Origin of the sequence: Candidatus Kuenenia stuttgartiensis, from assembly GCF_900232105.1 — a bacterium.
GTDB classification, from domain to species: domain Bacteria; phylum Planctomycetota; class Brocadiia; order Brocadiales; family Brocadiaceae; genus Kuenenia; species Kuenenia stuttgartiensis_A.
Genome location: NZ_LT934425.1, coordinates 906,515 through 923,929 on the forward strand (window position 1 = coordinate 906,515; position 17,415 = coordinate 923,929).

The following is a 17,415-nucleotide window of genomic DNA, read 5'->3' on the forward strand; positions in this document are numbered from 1 at the left end:
TTTTACATATACATTTCACCGAAACTTTATACGAGCGTTCCTGCTGTACACAAATGGCATAGGAAAAAAGCACAGTAACCCATTACATGCCTTTTGCTACCGTTATGCCCTTTGTTGCTACAAATGATTTTATGCTTACCAGATCATGATCATCGCGGGCGATGATAGTAATCACGTTTGGACCTTCTTTTAACGAATGTTTTGTATCAATCTTCAATGACGATTGTTGTCTTGGGCTTACATGTTTGTTTGATTTGAAAAAGATTTTATCATTGTTTATCAGTACATAAGCATGTTTTACGTGGGTATCGTCTTTTACAAGTGCAGAAATGGATAATTCTTCCTCGCCAAATAAAATGTTTGGCACGCCATCCAGAGAAATGGTGGGGGGGATTCGCTGTATAAACATTTCGAGTTCGTCGGATGATTTTCCGGCATCATTATTTACCGCAGTTACGTCCTTTGCAGAAACCCATCCGTATCTATTATTAGGAAGTTCCGCCCTGTACCAATCAGCGTTGCTGACGTCAGACTTGAGAATTGTGCCCTCGTTCATCATTGATAAAACAGGGGTGTCAAATGACATTCCACCATACAGTGGAATATGGTTTTTGTTTATCTTCAAAAGTTTGGAACTGGCCGTCAGCTTTTGGGGGACACCGGCAACCACGGAGAATTTTAATGTATTACTTAAAAAAGCGCCGAAGATAGAGTCGGAAATAATAATATCCACATTAAATTCATTAGAAGCAATTGTTTCTTTGACGTTAAAAGTTAATTCCGCCTCCTTGATTTCTCCCGGATTTAATTGACCAATTTCAACCCTGCCTTTTTCTACAAACACCTCTTTGTCACTCAAATTTCTGAGGGTAACAACCGTTTTTTCGGAAATCCCATTTCCCATGTTTTTTACCATGACAAGGAGATTAATATTTTCGCCTTTGTTTATTAATCCATCACCGTTATTTTTGCCTGAAGAGTTTGTTGCCTGATCTAAAATCTGATAAGAAAAGGCAAAAAGCGGCTGAGGCAATGCCTCTATTGCCACAGTTAAATTAAGATCTGCCGGGTTGTTTTTATTTAACTCTTCAAATTTAATAGTAATTTCATCTTCCCGATCAAGTGAATTTTTTGGTATTTCTATCGTTTTGGTGTACGTCTTTTTACTTCCTTTGCCTATTTTACCAAAAATAAATTCATGTTTATCGTACAGACCGTTTTTGCTGGAAGAAATTCCGCGCAATTGATAGAGAGGTTTATCCCCCGTGTTTTCAATAGTTACCGTAAGCGTAATTTTTTCTCCGGCCTTTACCCGTTTATTAATGGGGTTTGTTAAAAAAGTAACATTTGTTGCGGATGCCCCTTCATTTATCCCTTCAGACCAGTCAATACTCAAGCTATCAAGCGCCTGTGCTATTTTCTTTTCTTCCTCTTCGGAAATTGCGTCAATTACTGAAAGAGAATTTTGCAGAAAACCTTCCTCTTTTTTCCATGTAGAAGTGTTTGCCAGTAATTTTCTGGCGAAGACAATATGGAAATCTTTATCAAAATCAGGCAGTTTGTAAGGGTCTTCGTCTTCCGCAGGTTCCACCTCCGCCTCTTTCCCGGCAACCGCGTCCTCTTTTTTTTCCTTTATTTCATGGAAGTACTTAAGGGTAGCAAAGGGAAATGCATCTTTGTGGTGGTCGTCCAAATGTTTTTTCAGATCTTCTTCCCTGATTGCCGTGATGCCATGAAAAAGATTGATGTTGTCCTTTTCTACGGTCACCGGAACAAGCTGTATGTCCGGTGTAATGCCAAAAGATTGAATGTCGGTAAAAAGAGGGGTAAGATATTTTGCGATGGTTAATTTTAGCGCCGAACCGTCCATTAACTCTATAAGCTGCTGGACAGACCCCTTGCCAAATGTTCTGTCTCCGACGATTATCGCACGGTTATTTTCCTTTAGAGCGCCGGCAACAATTTCAGCCCCTGAGGCGCTTCCTGCATCGACAAGCACCACTATGGGGTACAGTTCCTCGTCAGTATCCGTTTTTTTTGCATCGATCACTTCTCTGGGATGGCCTCCAGGCCCAACGGTAACAACAATAGAGCCACTTTCCAGAAATTTGTCAGACACCTTGATTGCCTGGTCTAACAAACCACCCGAATTGTTCCGCAAATCGAGAATGAGTCCTTTCATTTTATCATTGTTTTTGTTTAATTGTTTTAACTGCTCATTAAGGCGCTGAGAGGTATCATCCTGAAAATTCCTGATTCTTACATAGCCATAACCTCCTTCAATAGATGCGGATTCTACCGTAGGAATTACTATTATTTCCCGTTTGAGGGCAAAAAGTTTTGTCTCTACTGCTTTATGTTTTAAAATGGAAAGTGTGACGGTTGAACCCTGATCACCACGCAGTTTCCCAACAGATTCGGTAAGGTCCATATCTACGGTCGATTCTCCATCAATTTCCACAATTTTATCTCCTGCCTTTATTCCTGCCACTGCAGCAGGGGTTCCTTCAATGGGAGAAATTACCGTCAGAACGCCATCTCTTATTCCTACCACCATGCCGAGTCCTCCGAACTTGCCGGTAGTGCCAATCTTAAATTCGGTAAATTGTTTTGGCGGTAAGATAATGGAATGCGGGTCAAGCTGCGTCAACATGCCGTTGATTGCCGTATATTCCACATCGCTGGCGGTAAGTGATGCGTTCTCTTCCCGATGCTTATTGATAAAATCCAGGGCATCCTGCAGCACTTTGAAAACATCCTTGGACCGGTGAACTTCTGACAAATCAAATGTCTTTGAAACAGTGTCAACCGTAACGGTGTTTATCTTCTTCTCCTCAGAGTAGTCTACCAAGACTTCAGGTATGACTCTTTCCTGCCAATCAAGAGCTCCCTTAACCATTTCAACATTATCAATACGGTCAGGGTCAACATACAGGCGGTTAATATAGGAAAGTACAATTCCGGGAAGGCGAAATTTATATTCAGTATCTTCTTTTACTGACAGATTTTCAAAATGGGGTTCCAGACCAAATGTTTTATTGAAAACAACAAAAAAACCGGAAATGGAAGATATAGAAATTATAATTATTATTAACACATACTTAAACGGATGCTTTAATCTCATGAATATTTCCTTTTTGATCAAAAAATCAAAGTAACTTTACACAATGTAACTAAACCCTTACTCAAAAATATAAAGATACGCCGTAAACTGTTGAATAGCAATGATTCGCTCATTAAAAAGGCGAGTAATACGGCAAGAGACCATGCATAACAATTACGATAAATGTAGTATCGATTTCATTTTTTGTAAAAGTCCAATACATAACATAATTTTAATGCATTGTGGGAGCTAATCCATGAATTGCCGCCACATAAGGCCAAAATAGTGTTTTCCGGTGGTCGATCTCCTTGAAAAACAAAACTCTCACTAACTGGCACTACTGTACACAAGTAGCAATTTGAGTATAGAGAGAAGGAACAGATTTATCAAGGAAATTTGCCTTGCCCAGTGATTATGAAAAAAGCATTTGATAATTATAGGAAGAACAGATAAAATGCTACGCTTGTCATAAATTTAGCTTCATTCATAGAGTTTTTAGAAAATTTAAGAGGGAAATAATGGTATCCACTTCCTGGCTACAAAAGAATAAAAAAATCGTTTATATCATAATGATATTTGCCGTTTCTGTTTGGGGCATAAGCTTTTCCGCGATGGAATTAATTCCCAAAAAACCTATCGCCAAAGTATTGGGAAGGAAGATTACACAGGATGAGTTTACCGAAATGGCAATCAGGTGGCAGAGGTTGTTTTTCCCTCAAACGCAGGAATCAATTATCCCTATAGTCTGGAAGCAGTTTCTGATGGTTGAAAAGGCAAATCAAATGGGATTAATGATAACAAGCCCTGAAGTTGAAGACGGTTTACGGAGAATTGCTTTTCAGGTTTTCGGGCAAACTCCTGAGCTTGAAAAAAGAAGACTAATGCAGTTTCTGTGTAATACTTTTAAACTTACTCCGGATCAAATACAACGTACTATCAGGGAAGCCCTGCTGGTTGAAAAGCTGGAATCTCTGTTGCGTTCATCCACAAAAGTAACAAGTGAGGAACTTTGGTACCGGTTTTCTCTGGAAAACGAGCAGGTAAAGTTAAAAATCATGGCATTAAAGGCGAGTGATTTTGCCGATACCGTTCAGGTAAATGAAGAAGAGCTAATAGCGTTTTATAATAAATACAAGAACAAAGAATATGATGCACACAGTGGAACTCCAGGCTACATGCTTCCTGAAATGGTAAAGATTGAATGCCTTATTGCTAAATTTGACGATATGCAGGCGCTTGTTGATGTTACGAAGGAAGATATAAAGAAGTATTATGAGGATAATAAGGAAACGCAATATAAAATCGATCCCGCAGAAATAACAACCGAAGAATCTTCTGTTCCTGAGGATAAAACGGAGACAATGTCAGAAGGCGACACAAAGGAAAAGGACCTTAGCCACGTTTACAAATCGTATGATGCGGTAAAGGATGAAATTCGGAAAATACTTGCAGGACAAATGGCAAGGGAAAAAGCATCAGAGGTGATACATAAGGTGGATGAGGAAATTTACGCAACAATAGACAAGGAAGACCGCCCGAATTTCAGCGATCTTGCCGTAAAATATAAATTAACCCGCACCATTCCTGCCGGAAAAGAATCGAAGCGCGAGTTTCTTGCAGAAAGCGATTTGTGGGAAATCTTCCCGGGGTCTGATAAGATTTCGAAGGTTGCTTTTGACAGGGAAAAATTTGAACCATCTATGCCGCTGGAGTTTGTTGAGGGGTTTGTTATTTTTCAGGTAATCGATAAGAAATATCCCGCTCCTGCCCCATTTGAGGAGATCAAAAATAAAGTTTTACGGGACATTACAATAGAAAAGGGATTGCAAAAATCGATAGAAATCGCAGAAAAATACACAAGTGGTTCCAATTCAGCCACTGCGTTTGAAGATATTGTAAAATTAATTGCTGGTGAGTATAGTCAAAAAGATTTTCTGGTATGTGAAACTGATTACATCAAGCGTCCTATGAAACTTTTTGACAGGGATTCGCGATATATAGAGGCGCTTGATGCAGACCGCCCTAACCTCACAAATAAGGCCTTTGAATTAAAACCGGGCGAAGTGGCCTTTGCTGTAGAAACTCTTGATGAAAAGGCGTGTTACATAATAAGTGTAATAGAGAGAAAACCTGCCGATACCGCTCTTTTTGAAAAAACCAGGGAAAACGTCATGAAAAGGTTTTTGTACGAAAAACAGGAGGCCTTTTTGACCGCATGGAAAGCCGACATGAACAAACAGATGGAAATTTACACAAAATTTCAATAGAAACGTACTTGTGGCAAAAATCCTGTTTGTGATGAAACCTTCATAATCTCTGGCCACAAAAGGAGGAGAAGATATCTCCTTTGCGGTCATTCTGGACATATTCACTTCGTTTAGAGTAACTCCGCCGGGCGTCTTTCAAGATTCCCCAATACAGTCTGGAGTAGCGAATAAATTCCAATTTCTTACCTTGTTACTACGTAAATGGTACTGCTTTAAATAACAAAAATTTGGGGGATATGACGATAGCTGATGGACATCCTTGTTTTTTTTAGTCCCTTCATCTCTCGTCCGTCGTTTTCCATGTGTTATGGCATATATTGGGGGAGCTATCATTGGAAAAGATTTACCGTATAAGCGAATTTAAAGGAAAAATTCATAATCCGGTAGTTACACTTGGTGTTTTTGACGGCGTACATCGTGGACATCAGAAAATTATTGAATACACAAAAAGTTTAGCCTCTAAAAAGAGCGGAGACTCTGTCATTATCACCTTTGACGTACACCCAAGAGTTCTTTTGGAAAACAAAACCCCTTTTTTCATCACTTCCCTGTCGCATCGTTTGGTATTGTTTGAAAGGCTGGGTGTTGATTATACGTTAATATTGCCATTTAACGATTCCCTTGCACAAACAAACGCAAAAGATTTTATAGAAAACATACTCGTAAAAGAGTTAGATTCAAAATGCATAGTGCTTGGTTTTAATTGCCATTTTGGAAAGAATAGAAGCGGGAATATCAAACTCGTAAAGGAATTGGCGGGCAAATACCATTATGAAGCACACGAATGCCCACCGGAAACCTATAAGGGGCAGGTTATCAGCAGCACTGTTATCCGTAAAGCCATTCAGGAAGGCGCATTAGAGAAGGCGGAAGCCATGCTTGGAAGGCCTGTCTCTGTTTTAGGCACTGTCGTAAGAAAATCCGGCAGAGGCGTAACTATGGGATATCCCACCGCAAATCTGGATTTGCACCACGAAATCAGGCCACCACAAGGCGTATACGCCACAAAGGTATGCTGGAAGGAAAGGGAATATCTGGCATTGACCAATATCGGCTCCAGGCCTACTTTTTTCAAAGAGTCCTTATCAAGCGAAGACGAAACCATGGAGATAGAGACACACATACTGGATTTTCACGAATCAATTTACGGAAAAAACCTTGAAGTGCAGTTTCTCTTCAGGATCAGAGACGAAATACCCTTCGGTTCCATTGAAGCATTAAAACAGCAAATAGAAAAAGATAAAGAAATGTTGTTGAAAAAGATGCTCTCTGGAGCCTTGACGAAATAGCCATATTCAAATATGTCGCTCCTAGAAATTTTCCCAAGAACAACTTGGCGCGGCCTTTGGCCGCAACCAAATTCAAAATACGAATATCGAAATACGAAACAAATTCAAATGACAAAAAACCCAATGCTCCAAACTTTACGTAATCCTCATCTAATCAATGCCTTACGGTTATGCATTTTGAAAAACGAGCATAAAAAACAAGAAGTTGATGGATAGTAGTACAAAGAATAGCAAAAGAGATTGGTGTACCGTGGTAGGCATTTAAGAAAAAAATTAGCTGAAGGAGATTTGTTATACGTAAAAATTTTACTATTGATATAGAGAAAGACGGAAAGTTTTATATTGCCCAATGCAGAGAACACTCAAATTGTTTTACTCAAGGCAAGACCACAGCAGAAGCTAACCGTAATATAGTAAAAAGCATTTATTTTTATAAAAATCTGTTTTTTTCTTGCATTTGAATTGTTTCTAGAGTATTAAATTCTGCATGAATCCATTTCTCAGTGAAAAAACCCGAATAGAATTTAAAAAAGCACATAAGAAAGAGCCTCATAGACGTCATGCCGACCGAATCAAAGCTATACTTCTTCTTGATTCAGGATGGAGTTATGAAGAAGTAGCAGAGGCGCTCTTGTTAGACGATCAAACAATCAGGAATTACGAAAAACTATACAAAGATAAAGGTTTTGACGGGCTTTTATCTGACAATTATATTGGCTGTGTGCCAAAACTCACCTGCGAACAAGAAGAACAATTAAAAGATCATATCAGGAAAAACAACTATAGCGCGGCAAAAGAAATTGTTGAATATGTAAAACAGACATTCAATAAAATCTATACACCCGAAGGAATGGTACATACCCTCGATAGATTAGGCTTTACTTACAAGAAAACTACAATAGTTCCAGGCAAAGCAAACCCTGAAAAACAAAAAGAATTTGTCGAAAAATACAAACAACTCAAAGAAGAGAAAGCCCCCGGAGATAAGATACTTTTTATGGATGGAGTTCATCCACAGCACAATTCTACGTCTGCATATTGCTGGATAGAGAAAGGCAAAAAGAAGGAAATACCCTCTAATACCGGCAGGAAAAGAATAAATTTAAACGGTGCTATTGACATAGAAACCTTTGAAGTAACAATCCGGGAAGATGAAAGCATCAATGCTCAATCAACAATAAAGCTTTTCCATGAAATAGAGTCAAGGTATGCTCAAGCCGGTACTATTTACATAATCTCTGATAATGCTAAATATTACAGGTCTAAGTTGGTCAAAGAATACCTTGCAAATTCGAGAATAAAGATCAAATTTCTCCCTTCCTATTCACCCAATTTAAATCTCATTGAAAGATTATGGAAATTCTTTCGCAAAAAAATATTGTATAACAAGTATTATGATACTTATGAGAAGTTTAAAAACAAATGTTTAAGTTTTTTCAAAAATATTAACGAGTATACAGATGAATTGTCTACTCTTTTAACTGAAAATTTTCAAATTATTGGCGAGCAAATTTCGAAAACCTGATTTGTTTGACTATATAAAAGAAGTAATAGGGCTTATCCTTGAAGTAAAAACTTATCAATATACACTATGATGGTGCGAAAAGAGTTAAATATTGACAAAAAAGGACTACTTATACCCTGCAATCAAACACGGATGAGCACTGCTAATCACAGATAGAACAAATAGTTATGCTTAGATGGTATTTCACCAAAAAGGTGATTTATTGTTTATACTTAACTCTTTGAAAGATCGGTGCAAATCTTACTGTCCGAATGCCTTTTTTAACTGGTGTAAAAATACGGACAAATCCTTTTTCCCTTCCATATCCATGAAAGAACCAAAATCCCTTTTTCTCTCCGAAGACTCACTTGGTATTGTTACTGATTTTTATCAGCTTACTATGGCTGCCGGATATTTTGAACACGGCATGCATGATATTGCCACGTTTGAATTTTATATTCGCCACCTGCCGGAAAATCGCAGTTACATAATTACCGCAGGACTAGAACAGGTGCTTCACTACCTAACCCATATCCGGTTTTCACCTGAAGCTATCCGGTTTATCAGGAAACAACCGGCTTTCAGTCATGTAGGTGATGCATTTTTTGCATATTTGAAAAAATTTGCCTTTAGCGGCGATGTATTTGCCGTTCCTGAAGGGACGATTGTATTTGCGGAAGAACCTATACTTAGGGTAACAGCCCCCATAATTGAGGCGCAAATTGTCGAAACATATCTGCTTTCCACCATTAATTTTCAGAGTTCCATTGCAACAAAGGCGTCGAGAGTCGTCTATGCTTCCCGAGGGCGTGATGTTATTGATTTTGGAACACGCCGCGCCCATGGTCCGCAGGCAGGCATCCTTGCAGCCCGCGCTTGTTTTATCGGAGGATGTAAAAGCACCTCTAACGTTTTTGCAGCATATGAGCTGGATATTCCCCCTGCCGGTACAATTGCCCACTCATGGGTAATGGTTTTTGAAAACGAAGCGGAGTCGTTTCGTAAATATCATGAGACATTTCCTGATGATACGGCGCTCCTTATTGATACCTATGACACACTCGTCGGGGCGAAACATGCCGCCGCTATAGGTGAAAAACTGAAAGGAGTACGTATCGATAGTGGAAACTTATTGGAACTAAGCAAAGAAGTAAGAAAAATATTGAATAGTCAAAGGATGCATCATGTTAAAATAATTGCAAGCGGCGATCTCAATGAGGAACGTATTGACGACTTGCTAAGAAATGGGGCTCCTATTGATTCCTTTGGCGTGGGCACTGAAATGGTAACGTCAAAGGATGCGCCTGCATTGGGAGGAATTTATAAACTGGTCGAACAGGAACATGACGGAAAGCCTGTCCCTAAAATGAAGTTCAGCAAAGATAAGCTTACTTATCCGTACAAAAAACAAGTCTACCGTCGTACAGACAAAGATACTCATTTTGTTGAGGATATAATAGGGCTTGAAAATGAGCAGGGAGACGCCATTCCTCTTTTAATACAGGTGGTAAAGGGTGGCGAAATATGTTATGCCCTGCCTGCTTTACAGGAGATTCAAAATAATGCACTGTGTAATATTGTCAAATTGCCGGAGCCATACAAACGTCTTAGAAATGCTGAAACCTATCCTGTTAAAAAAAGTCAGGCATTAGAAGCAAAAAAACGAGAGGCAGAGCAACTCCTGAGAAGGAATAACTGAAAAGAGGATCTTCAGGTGAAAAAATATGAAAGTAGCGCTGGCACAAATTAATACTGTCGTTGGTGACTTTGAAAACAATGTACGGAAAATATGTTCATTCATAGAACAGGCAAAAAGGAAACATGCAGACCTTGTTGTTTTCCCCGAACTTGCAGTTACTGGTTATCCGCCGAAGGATTTTCTTGATATTCCTGCCTTTGTAGGCCACAATTTGAAGGCGTTAAGGGACATAACTCAACAGGTATCAGGTATTGCCGCTATTGTGGGATTCGTTGACAGAAACAGGCAATCATACGGCAAACTCGTCCATAATGCAGCCGCATTTATTCAAGACAGACAAATTGTGTCGGTGCACCACAAGTCGCTTCTCCCGACATACGATGTTTTTGACGAATCCCGCTATTTTGAATCTGCATGTTCCATCGCCCCAGTCCAGTTTAATAACTATACGCTTGGAATATCTATTTGTGAGGATATATGGAACGATGAAGAATTCTGGATGCGTCCACTTTATGAAACTGACCCCATTGAAAAGCTCATATCGAAGGGTGCGAATGTTATTATCAATATTTCCGCATCTCCTTTTACGGTTGAGAAGCACGAATCAATACGGCTGAGGATGCTTACGCATGATGCAAAGAAGTACAAAGTCCCTTTCATTTACGTAAATCAGATCGGAGGCAATGATGAACTTGTTTTTGATGGGAGCAGTGCTGTTATCAATGCGCAAGGCAAGCGTATTGCTCAGGCAGCGGCATTCGGGGAAGATTTAATTGTCGTTGACCTTGAAAATACCGCAACACAGGTTGTCCCGCAGACCTTTACTCCAATCGAAACAGTTCAAAAAGCACTTCTTCTTGGGCTTCGGGATTATGTCGTAAAATGTGGTTTTGAGAAGGTGATTATTGGGTTAAGCGGCGGTATAGATTCCGCAGTAACCGCTGCCCTTGCCGTAGAAGCGCTGGGAAGCGAAAATGTAATGGGCATAATTATGCCATCTCAATTTTCTTCACAGGGCAGCGTTGATGATGCGGTGCAGCTTTCAAAAAATCTTGCCATTGACTACAGAATCTTTCCCATTAAAGATCTGTTTGATGGTTACCAAACGATCCTGCGTGAAGAATTCAGGGGGCTGCCTTTCGATATAGCGGAAGAGAATTTACAGGCGCGAATCCGCGGAAATATTATCATGACCTTGTCTAATAAGTACGGGTATCTGGTGCTTTCTACGGGAAACAAATCTGAGATGGCGATAGGGTATTGTACATTGTACGGAGATATGAACGGGGGGCTTGCGCTCATTTCAGACGTGCCAAAAACGATGGTGTATGAATTGGCTAAATACATGAACCGGGAAAAGGAGATAATACCGCAGGAAACACTGTCCAAACCACCTTCGGCGGAATTAAGACCAAACCAGCTCGATCAGGACAGCCTGCCTCCTTACGATATTCTCGATAGTATATTAAAGGCATACATTGAAGAAGCTAAATGTATAGAAGAAATTGTACGTATGGGGTTTGATGAAACAACCGTACGTGACGTTATTCAAAAAGTAAACAGAAATGAATACAAAAGGCGTCAGGCTGCGCCGGGGATAAAAGTAACGTCAAAGGCATTCGGCTCCGGCAGACGCATGCCAATAGCACATAAATTTACCGGCGAGTAAATGGCCATTAATAATGGGACACTTCCCATATTTCTTGCTTGATTTGTTGTGAAAATAAGGGAAATGTCCCCACATTTACAGTTCCTTAGTTGAAGGGGTGTATTCCCGATTTTTTGTAAAAAAGAAAGCCGTTGACTGATATTTTACTTGTGCAACAAATAAAAGTTGCCGAAGGCCTAATTAAAAGAAGGGTAACATTTTAGTTCTTTGAAAAATCCCAATAATCCCGAAGGGATGAAATGATTATAGAAATTATGCGAAAAACCCGTAATTAACCCCGAAGGGGTGATATAATTTTATCTGTGTTGCCTTTCATAAAATACCTAACCGTGGCGATTATATCATCCCTTCGGGATTAGGCGTGGTTTTACTGTGTTTTCTATAATCATATTACCCCTTTGGGGTTCTCCTTTTTTCCTGGAATTTTTCAAAAAACTAAAGTGTTACAAAGAAGGAGAAGTCGGGGGCAATACAGGAAGTTAAACTAAAATTGATCAGGAGATCGAAAAACTGGCTATTGTTTAAACAAAAATCATCTTTTATTTCAAAGACAATGTTGTCACCTTCTTCAAAATGAAGTCTGTCTCTAAAAGATATAGGGAGCATTCCCGTTTTTTTGTAACCGTTAATGATGGGGTCAGGACGAAACAACCCTGACAGGGTTTGAAACCCTGTCAGGGTTAACACTACTGCAACGTTTCATTAAAACATAGCGGAAGTTACAAAAAATCAGGAATGCACCCAAAGATATAAGAGTTCCGGAGAATCTTAAGGCTTTACTATTCAGTTGTGCCGTCTTTTAAAGTTACCATCTTTTCTATCATCATTGTAGCCGCGATAGAAAGCATAATTGCACAGGCAAAAAAATAAATACCTATCTGCGCGTTGGCATCTGCGATATCCCTGGTCTTGATCAGTATGACGAGTATTGCTACGATGAAAACATCAAGCATAGACCATTTTCCTAAAATACCTGACCAGTAAAGAAAACGTTTTCTCCCTTCCGGTTCTAATGGTACGAACCAAACAAAAAGTAGGCCAATAAGTTTTACACAGGGAAACATGATGGAAAAAAAGAAGATTATTACTGCCAGACCGATGTGGTTCGACTTCCATAATTCCCACACACCATCCCAAATAGAATACGTATTTGTGAAGAAAATTACTTTTGTCAGCTTGAGTGTTGGAAGGTTCAGCCCTGCAATGAGGAGTCCCAATGCTATCACTATCATCACGGGCATATCCCATCGATACGGCTTAATACTATAAATTGACTTTTTTTGCGGCATAATATAAGGGTGTACACTAAACAATTAGTTCGTTTATTAACTCTTAGGCATCCTGTCTGCATTCACTACTATACAGGCAGATGGTTGGTGCGGTTATAATGAACGTGTTGATTCGGGGTGGGAGAAATCGCTAATGCCGGGTTTATTAATATGTTTCTACTTGTCTTTAAAGACCTCAAATCCTTTCAGGTAGTCTTCCGTACTCTATTGGTGTTTCTATTCCGAGCTTGGCCAATACATCGATTGCTTCACTTATTGAAATATCAAGTTTTTTGGATAATCCCTCTTGCGAAAGCTTGCCTTCTTTGTAATATCTTACCATTAAAAATTCCCAACCGTATTCAAGAAGCTCTCTCGCTATTGTTGATTTATCCTTATGTTCCTGCCTGGAAAGTTCTTCAATCCTCTCCAAATCTTTCTCTTTTAATCTCAGGCTTATTACTCCCACCCGCTTCCTCCTTTCAGACGATGAGTAGCGCCCTCAATCATTTTTTTGCTGTATCTGCCATAGACGGATAGTTTCTCAAGTTTTACCAATGCAATGGATTTATCCATTTTATTTTGAAAGAGGATATGGCCACATTTTGATTTGCGATTAAACCTATTTTTGAAATCACCGCTCCAGATGTAGCACCTTTTGTTCCTCATAGTCTCGTAAGGGGGAGGTTGCAGCGTTCCACTAATATTATCCCCTGTGTAGCAGAAATGCATTGGGTTCACTTCAGGGCTAAAGCCTCTTATTGTGTTAACCCCATGCCGAAGCATGGGGTTAACACCTCGTTATCAAAGATTCTCCTATTTCACAAGCACTACTTTCAACGTTGTTTTTAGATTATTGTACTTAAATTTCACCTTTGAGGTTCCTTTCTTCTTTTTTGCAGTAATGTTAAACGCGGCCTCACCGTAGGTTTCTCCTGCAATTGTCATTGTTTTACGTGGAGATGCGGATACCTTCTTTTTGCCATCTTTGTTTTTCTTCACCGTTGCTTTAACCTTCTCGCCTGATATTGGCAGACAACCTTCGGGGGTTATCAAATACACGGTAACTTCAGCCGTTTGCCCCTTTTTCAGCTCTATCTCTTCGGGAGAAACAACTATCGAGGTAACTTCACACTCCGATGGGATAGAAGTCTCCGTTGGGTTTGGAGTTGGGCTTGAGGCTGGAGGTGTTGGCGTAACAACCGTTGCTGCCGCCAATGTAAAGTCACGGACAGTGGTATCGCCTTCAACTATCGCCACGCCTGAAGCCGGCGCCTGAATATATCCTGCCGCAGAAGCAATAAACGTATAAATTCCATCCGATATATTCTCTAACTGGTAATACCCTGTTGTATCAGTAGTCGTTTTATAGATACCCGAAATGCTTGATACCGCAGCTCCATTGATACCTTCGCCCGTGTCTTTGTCAGTTACGAATCCGGCAAGTACACCCAATGTTTCACCAGGAAGCGTGGGAGTTGCAACAGTCACCGGTGTTGGTTCCGTTGTTGGCGTAGCAGTTGGAGTAGCAACAATCGCTGTTGAAGTTGGAGTCGGAGTTGAAGTACTGCCACCACCACCACTACCGCCGCCGCCACCTCCACCTCCACCTCCACCACCGCCACCGCCGGTTGCTGGGGTAGGAGTTGGGGTTGGTGTAGCTGCCGACAATTGGGACATCGTAAATGTGTAGGTATAAACATAGTCTCCTTCAGTTGTTTCATCACCGTTTTCTTGTACTCCTGCCGCATAAAAAGTTACAGGATCATCTATTGTCGTAGAGGGCGCATTCCACAGTACCTGCCATAAGGGCTGACTGCCTCCTAAAATAGTTTGTGATATGTATTGGTCTGATTTAGAAGCCGATTCACCAACAACGGCGGTGAAAGTGCCAATGTAATTATTATTCGCATCTAACGCTGTCATATCAAAGCCGTGATTTGGAAAGGCGTCGGTATCGGAACCTTCAAAGGAGACCGTAATCTCAACGCTTTCCCCCAGAGTATACGTTTCGGGGGCAGATATTGAAAATATGGCGCTTCCTGAATTCAGCTCAGTTCCAGTGTGACATTCAGAACACGCATCACCATCACCATCACCATCGGCATCGGCATCAAGAGGGGAACCTGTATGGTCGTTCCACTCCTCCCCCAATGCCATCGTTGACTTGCAGATTTGTCCAAATATAGGACTTACCATAATGCACAACACACAGCATGAAAGGATAAAATACATACACTGCATAAACTTGTTTCGCATGGTTCGCTGCACCTCCTTTAAAAAATTGTAATAACTTCCCGGATAAAAACGGAAAGAGGGTTCTGTTGATTAAGCCTCCCATTACTCCCCTTTATGAAAAAACCGGCCTCTCCGACCTATTGATAATGCTGCATTTTATCTTTAACATTTTGGGAAACCGGAGTAGATCAATAGTGTCATAATATCCTCTTGTAATCGAATCCTTCTAAAACGCCTTTTTTTGCAACGCTCGTAATAAAGCAATCGCTTAGTTCTACTGAAAAATATGTCTACTGATGAACAACTATTGTGCCATTAACGGAATATTGTTTTTAAAATATCACAAGTCTTATTTTCAAAAGCAGTTATTAATAACATTGCCACCTATGTGATAAATGAATCAAAAAAACCTCCCGATATAACAAAACAAACACACGCAATATTTGCGCAAAATAAAACACGAGGTTTTCATTTGCTGTAACAGAGAGATTATCACCTCTTCGAAGCCTGCAAACACAGGTTTTTAGTTTATATAGCCTAACAAATTAGGTTTTCTAAACATAAAAACATTGCATGCGCATTGAACAAGGGATTGCAGTCCCTTGTTTAAATTCAATTTTCGAAACCTATACGCTTGTGGCGATACGCAGTATTTGCATGAAGCACGCCAAGGTGCATTTCCGATTTTTTGTAAAAAAGCTTATTATTTATGCAGGATGGGCCACTCGTCAGAAGTCAGAAGTCAGAAGTCCGCGAAAAACTCTGATCTCTGATCTCTGACCTCTGATCTCTGACTTCTATATTCTCTTTTCATCCTACTAAAATGACGGGTTACAAAAAATCGGGAATACTCCCCGCGCCCCGCCAGCGGGGGGACATAGTTTGAATCCGGATCATTGCCCCTCTGCCCCCTCGCTGTTTCCCTTTTTTGGAAGCACTTGAATTAACTATTGTTTTGCATTAAAATAACGCCATTATTTTACTTCTTATAACCGCACCGATTAAAGTGAAGACAGAAAAATGAATTTTTCAAAACCAAAGAAGAAACAGAAAGGTGTGATAATACAGGATATTGGCAAAGAAGTAGTCCTTCGTAATGTTGATGAAAAAACGATTCATGTACTCAATACTACGGCAAGGATTATATGGGAACTTTGCGATGGCGAGCATACCATCGGGGATATGGAACGTCAATTAAGAGAAACGTTTTCCATACCCGACGATACAAACATTTGCAACGATATAGTAAATACGCTGACTGTCCTGGCAGAAAAAGGCATGTTGGAGGAATTATAAAGAAAATACTATTTTGTAATACTTTAGTTTTTTGAAAATATTGAAATCCATAAACATTTAATGTAGTAGCAAGGCACGCCTTGCCGCTACATGTGGCGGTTATAATATCCGCTTGTAATTAAATATGTTACAAAAACACTTGCCCGCAAGCATGCATTTAAAAAACGAAAATTCCTATACTATTAAATAAGGCGTCGATTTATAAAAATGCTCTTATTTTCTGGCGCTTTCCCTCTGCATAAAAAAAGAAATATTACTTTACGGAACAGTAAAAAGAGAAAACGTGTGCCACGATTCACAATTGTTTTATTACAATCCTGTTTATTTCCTGTGAATATGTTTCTTTGAAATCCGCACAACGCGCGAACAACAGGGGTACTCCTTATGATCAACCATCCTGTTGATCTGCCTGCGAAAGTGTCAAGAGAGAGCATCTTTTCCCCTCGTTTAATAGCGGATACTTTGCCTATTATTTCACTATGGCTCACCACCGGATCGGCATGCGGCACATTGTCTCCCTTTGTAATGAAGGAAAAGCCCGTACCCTTTTCTGAGATAGTTAATACCCTGTGTACAATAAGCTTGTTCTCCGATCTGAAGGCTATAATATCGCCACGCCGTATCTGTGAATAGCCACACTCAACCAGGACATTGTCCCCTTCCCTTATGAGCGGATACATACTCCTGCCAACAATGGGGATAGTAAACATTTCATTGGTTTGATCCCATACATTGACGATAGCATGCAGCACTTCGCCTGAAATATTGTTATGATTTTCTTTTTGCATCATATTAGAATCTTATCAGGAATTTCTTTGCATTTTTTTGGCAACATATTTAATGATCCCTTCTGCAGTAGGCAATCTACAGTCGGCAGTCGGCAGTTGACTAATGACCTCAAGCCTGTATCCCCCTTTATTAAGGGGTGACTTTTGCGGCCGGTCGCTTAGCTTAATGACATTGGTTTGCAACCTGGGCCCCACGTTTATGCTGTTCCTGATTTTTGTAGAGGTGCATTGCATGCGTCTCTCTGTGGTGTCAACATTTTCTTTACGCGCAGCAGTTTCCGGACGCATGCAATG

Annotated in this window: 14 protein-coding genes; 6 read left to right on the forward strand and 8 right to left on the reverse strand. The window is 40.1% G+C overall.

The features are described 5' to 3' along the window. Nucleotides 1-82 precede the first annotated feature (82 nt). Complete coding sequence (locus KSMBR1_RS04180; protein ID WP_099324202.1) at nt 83-3,124, reverse strand: MXAN_5808 family serine peptidase; 3,042 nt, start codon at nt 3,122-3,124, stop codon at nt 83-85. Between the two features lie 497 nt (nt 3,125-3,621). Here KSMBR1_RS04180 and KSMBR1_RS04185 point away from each other — a divergent pair, with 497 nt between their 5' ends. The 5 genes from KSMBR1_RS04185 (at nt 3,622) to KSMBR1_RS04205 (ending at nt 11,531) form a co-directional block, all read left to right on the forward strand. Further along, entirely contained in the window at nt 3,622-5,370 is a 1,749-nt protein-coding gene (locus KSMBR1_RS04185; protein WP_099324203.1) for a peptidylprolyl isomerase, read from the forward strand. A 332-nt stretch (nt 5,371-5,702) separates the two neighbouring features. Next, entirely contained in the window at nt 5,703-6,659 is a 957-nt protein-coding gene (locus KSMBR1_RS04190) for a bifunctional riboflavin kinase/FAD synthetase (protein ID WP_157820375.1), read from the forward strand. Nucleotides 6,660-7,146: 487 nt separating this feature from the next. After that, on the forward strand, nt 7,147-8,184 hold the full coding sequence (locus KSMBR1_RS04195) for an IS630 family transposase (protein ID WP_099324205.1): 1,038 nt from the start codon (nt 7,147-7,149) through the stop codon (nt 8,182-8,184). Nucleotides 8,185-8,386: 202 nt separating this feature from the next. Continuing rightward, entirely contained in the window at nt 8,387-9,862 is a 1,476-nt protein-coding gene (locus KSMBR1_RS04200; protein WP_172953470.1) for a nicotinate phosphoribosyltransferase, read from the forward strand. Between the two features lie 25 nt (nt 9,863-9,887). Then, complete coding sequence (locus tag KSMBR1_RS04205; protein WP_099324207.1) at nt 9,888-11,531, forward strand: NAD+ synthase; 1,644 nt, start codon at nt 9,888-9,890, stop codon at nt 11,529-11,531. A gap of 435 nt (nt 11,532-11,966) precedes the next feature. Here KSMBR1_RS04205 and KSMBR1_RS20755 read toward each other — a convergent pair whose 3' ends face one another. The 5 genes from KSMBR1_RS20755 to KSMBR1_RS21780 form a co-directional block, all read right to left on the reverse strand. After that, complete coding sequence (locus KSMBR1_RS20755) at nt 11,967-12,218, reverse strand: hypothetical protein (RefSeq protein WP_157820377.1); 252 nt, start codon at nt 12,216-12,218, stop codon at nt 11,967-11,969. Between the two features lie 92 nt (nt 12,219-12,310). Continuing rightward, nucleotides 12,311-12,763: a paraquat-inducible protein A gene (locus KSMBR1_RS04210; RefSeq protein WP_230408069.1), complete on the reverse strand. Its 453-nt coding sequence runs from the start codon at nt 12,761-12,763 to the stop codon at nt 12,311-12,313. A 232-nt stretch (nt 12,764-12,995) separates the two neighbouring features. Further along, on the reverse strand, nt 12,996-13,268 hold the full coding sequence (locus KSMBR1_RS04215; RefSeq protein ID WP_099324209.1) for a ribbon-helix-helix protein, CopG family: 273 nt from the start codon (nt 13,266-13,268) through the stop codon (nt 12,996-12,998). After that, on the reverse strand, nt 13,259-13,468 hold the full coding sequence (locus KSMBR1_RS04220; RefSeq protein WP_172953472.1) for a hypothetical protein: 210 nt from the start codon (nt 13,466-13,468) through the stop codon (nt 13,259-13,261). Before KSMBR1_RS04220 ends, KSMBR1_RS04215 begins: the two co-directional genes overlap by 10 nt. Before the next feature lie 147 nt (nt 13,469-13,615). Further along, the gene (locus KSMBR1_RS21780; RefSeq protein ID WP_230408039.1) at nt 13,616-15,058 is read right to left on the reverse strand and encodes a choice-of-anchor V domain-containing protein; all 1,443 of its coding nucleotides are present in this window, start codon (nt 15,056-15,058) and stop codon (nt 13,616-13,618) included. A 999-nt stretch (nt 15,059-16,057) separates the two neighbouring features. Here KSMBR1_RS21780 and KSMBR1_RS04235 point away from each other — a divergent pair. Continuing rightward, entirely contained in the window at nt 16,058-16,333 is a 276-nt protein-coding gene (locus KSMBR1_RS04235) for a PqqD family protein (protein WP_099324213.1), read from the forward strand. 182 nt (nt 16,334-16,515) lie between these two features. Here KSMBR1_RS04235 and KSMBR1_RS04240 read toward each other — a convergent pair whose 3' ends face one another. Together KSMBR1_RS04240 and KSMBR1_RS04245 are read right to left on the reverse strand one after the other, a co-directional pair. Continuing rightward, nucleotides 16,516-17,124 (reverse strand): signal peptidase I, encoded by a 609-nt coding sequence (locus tag KSMBR1_RS04240; RefSeq protein ID WP_099324214.1) that lies wholly within the window; start codon nt 17,122-17,124, stop codon nt 16,516-16,518. A 12-nt stretch (nt 17,125-17,136) separates the two neighbouring features. Then, on the reverse strand, nt 17,137-17,409 hold the full coding sequence (locus tag KSMBR1_RS04245; protein ID WP_099324215.1) for a hypothetical protein: 273 nt from the start codon (nt 17,407-17,409) through the stop codon (nt 17,137-17,139). Nucleotides 17,410-17,415 lie beyond the last annotated feature (6 nt).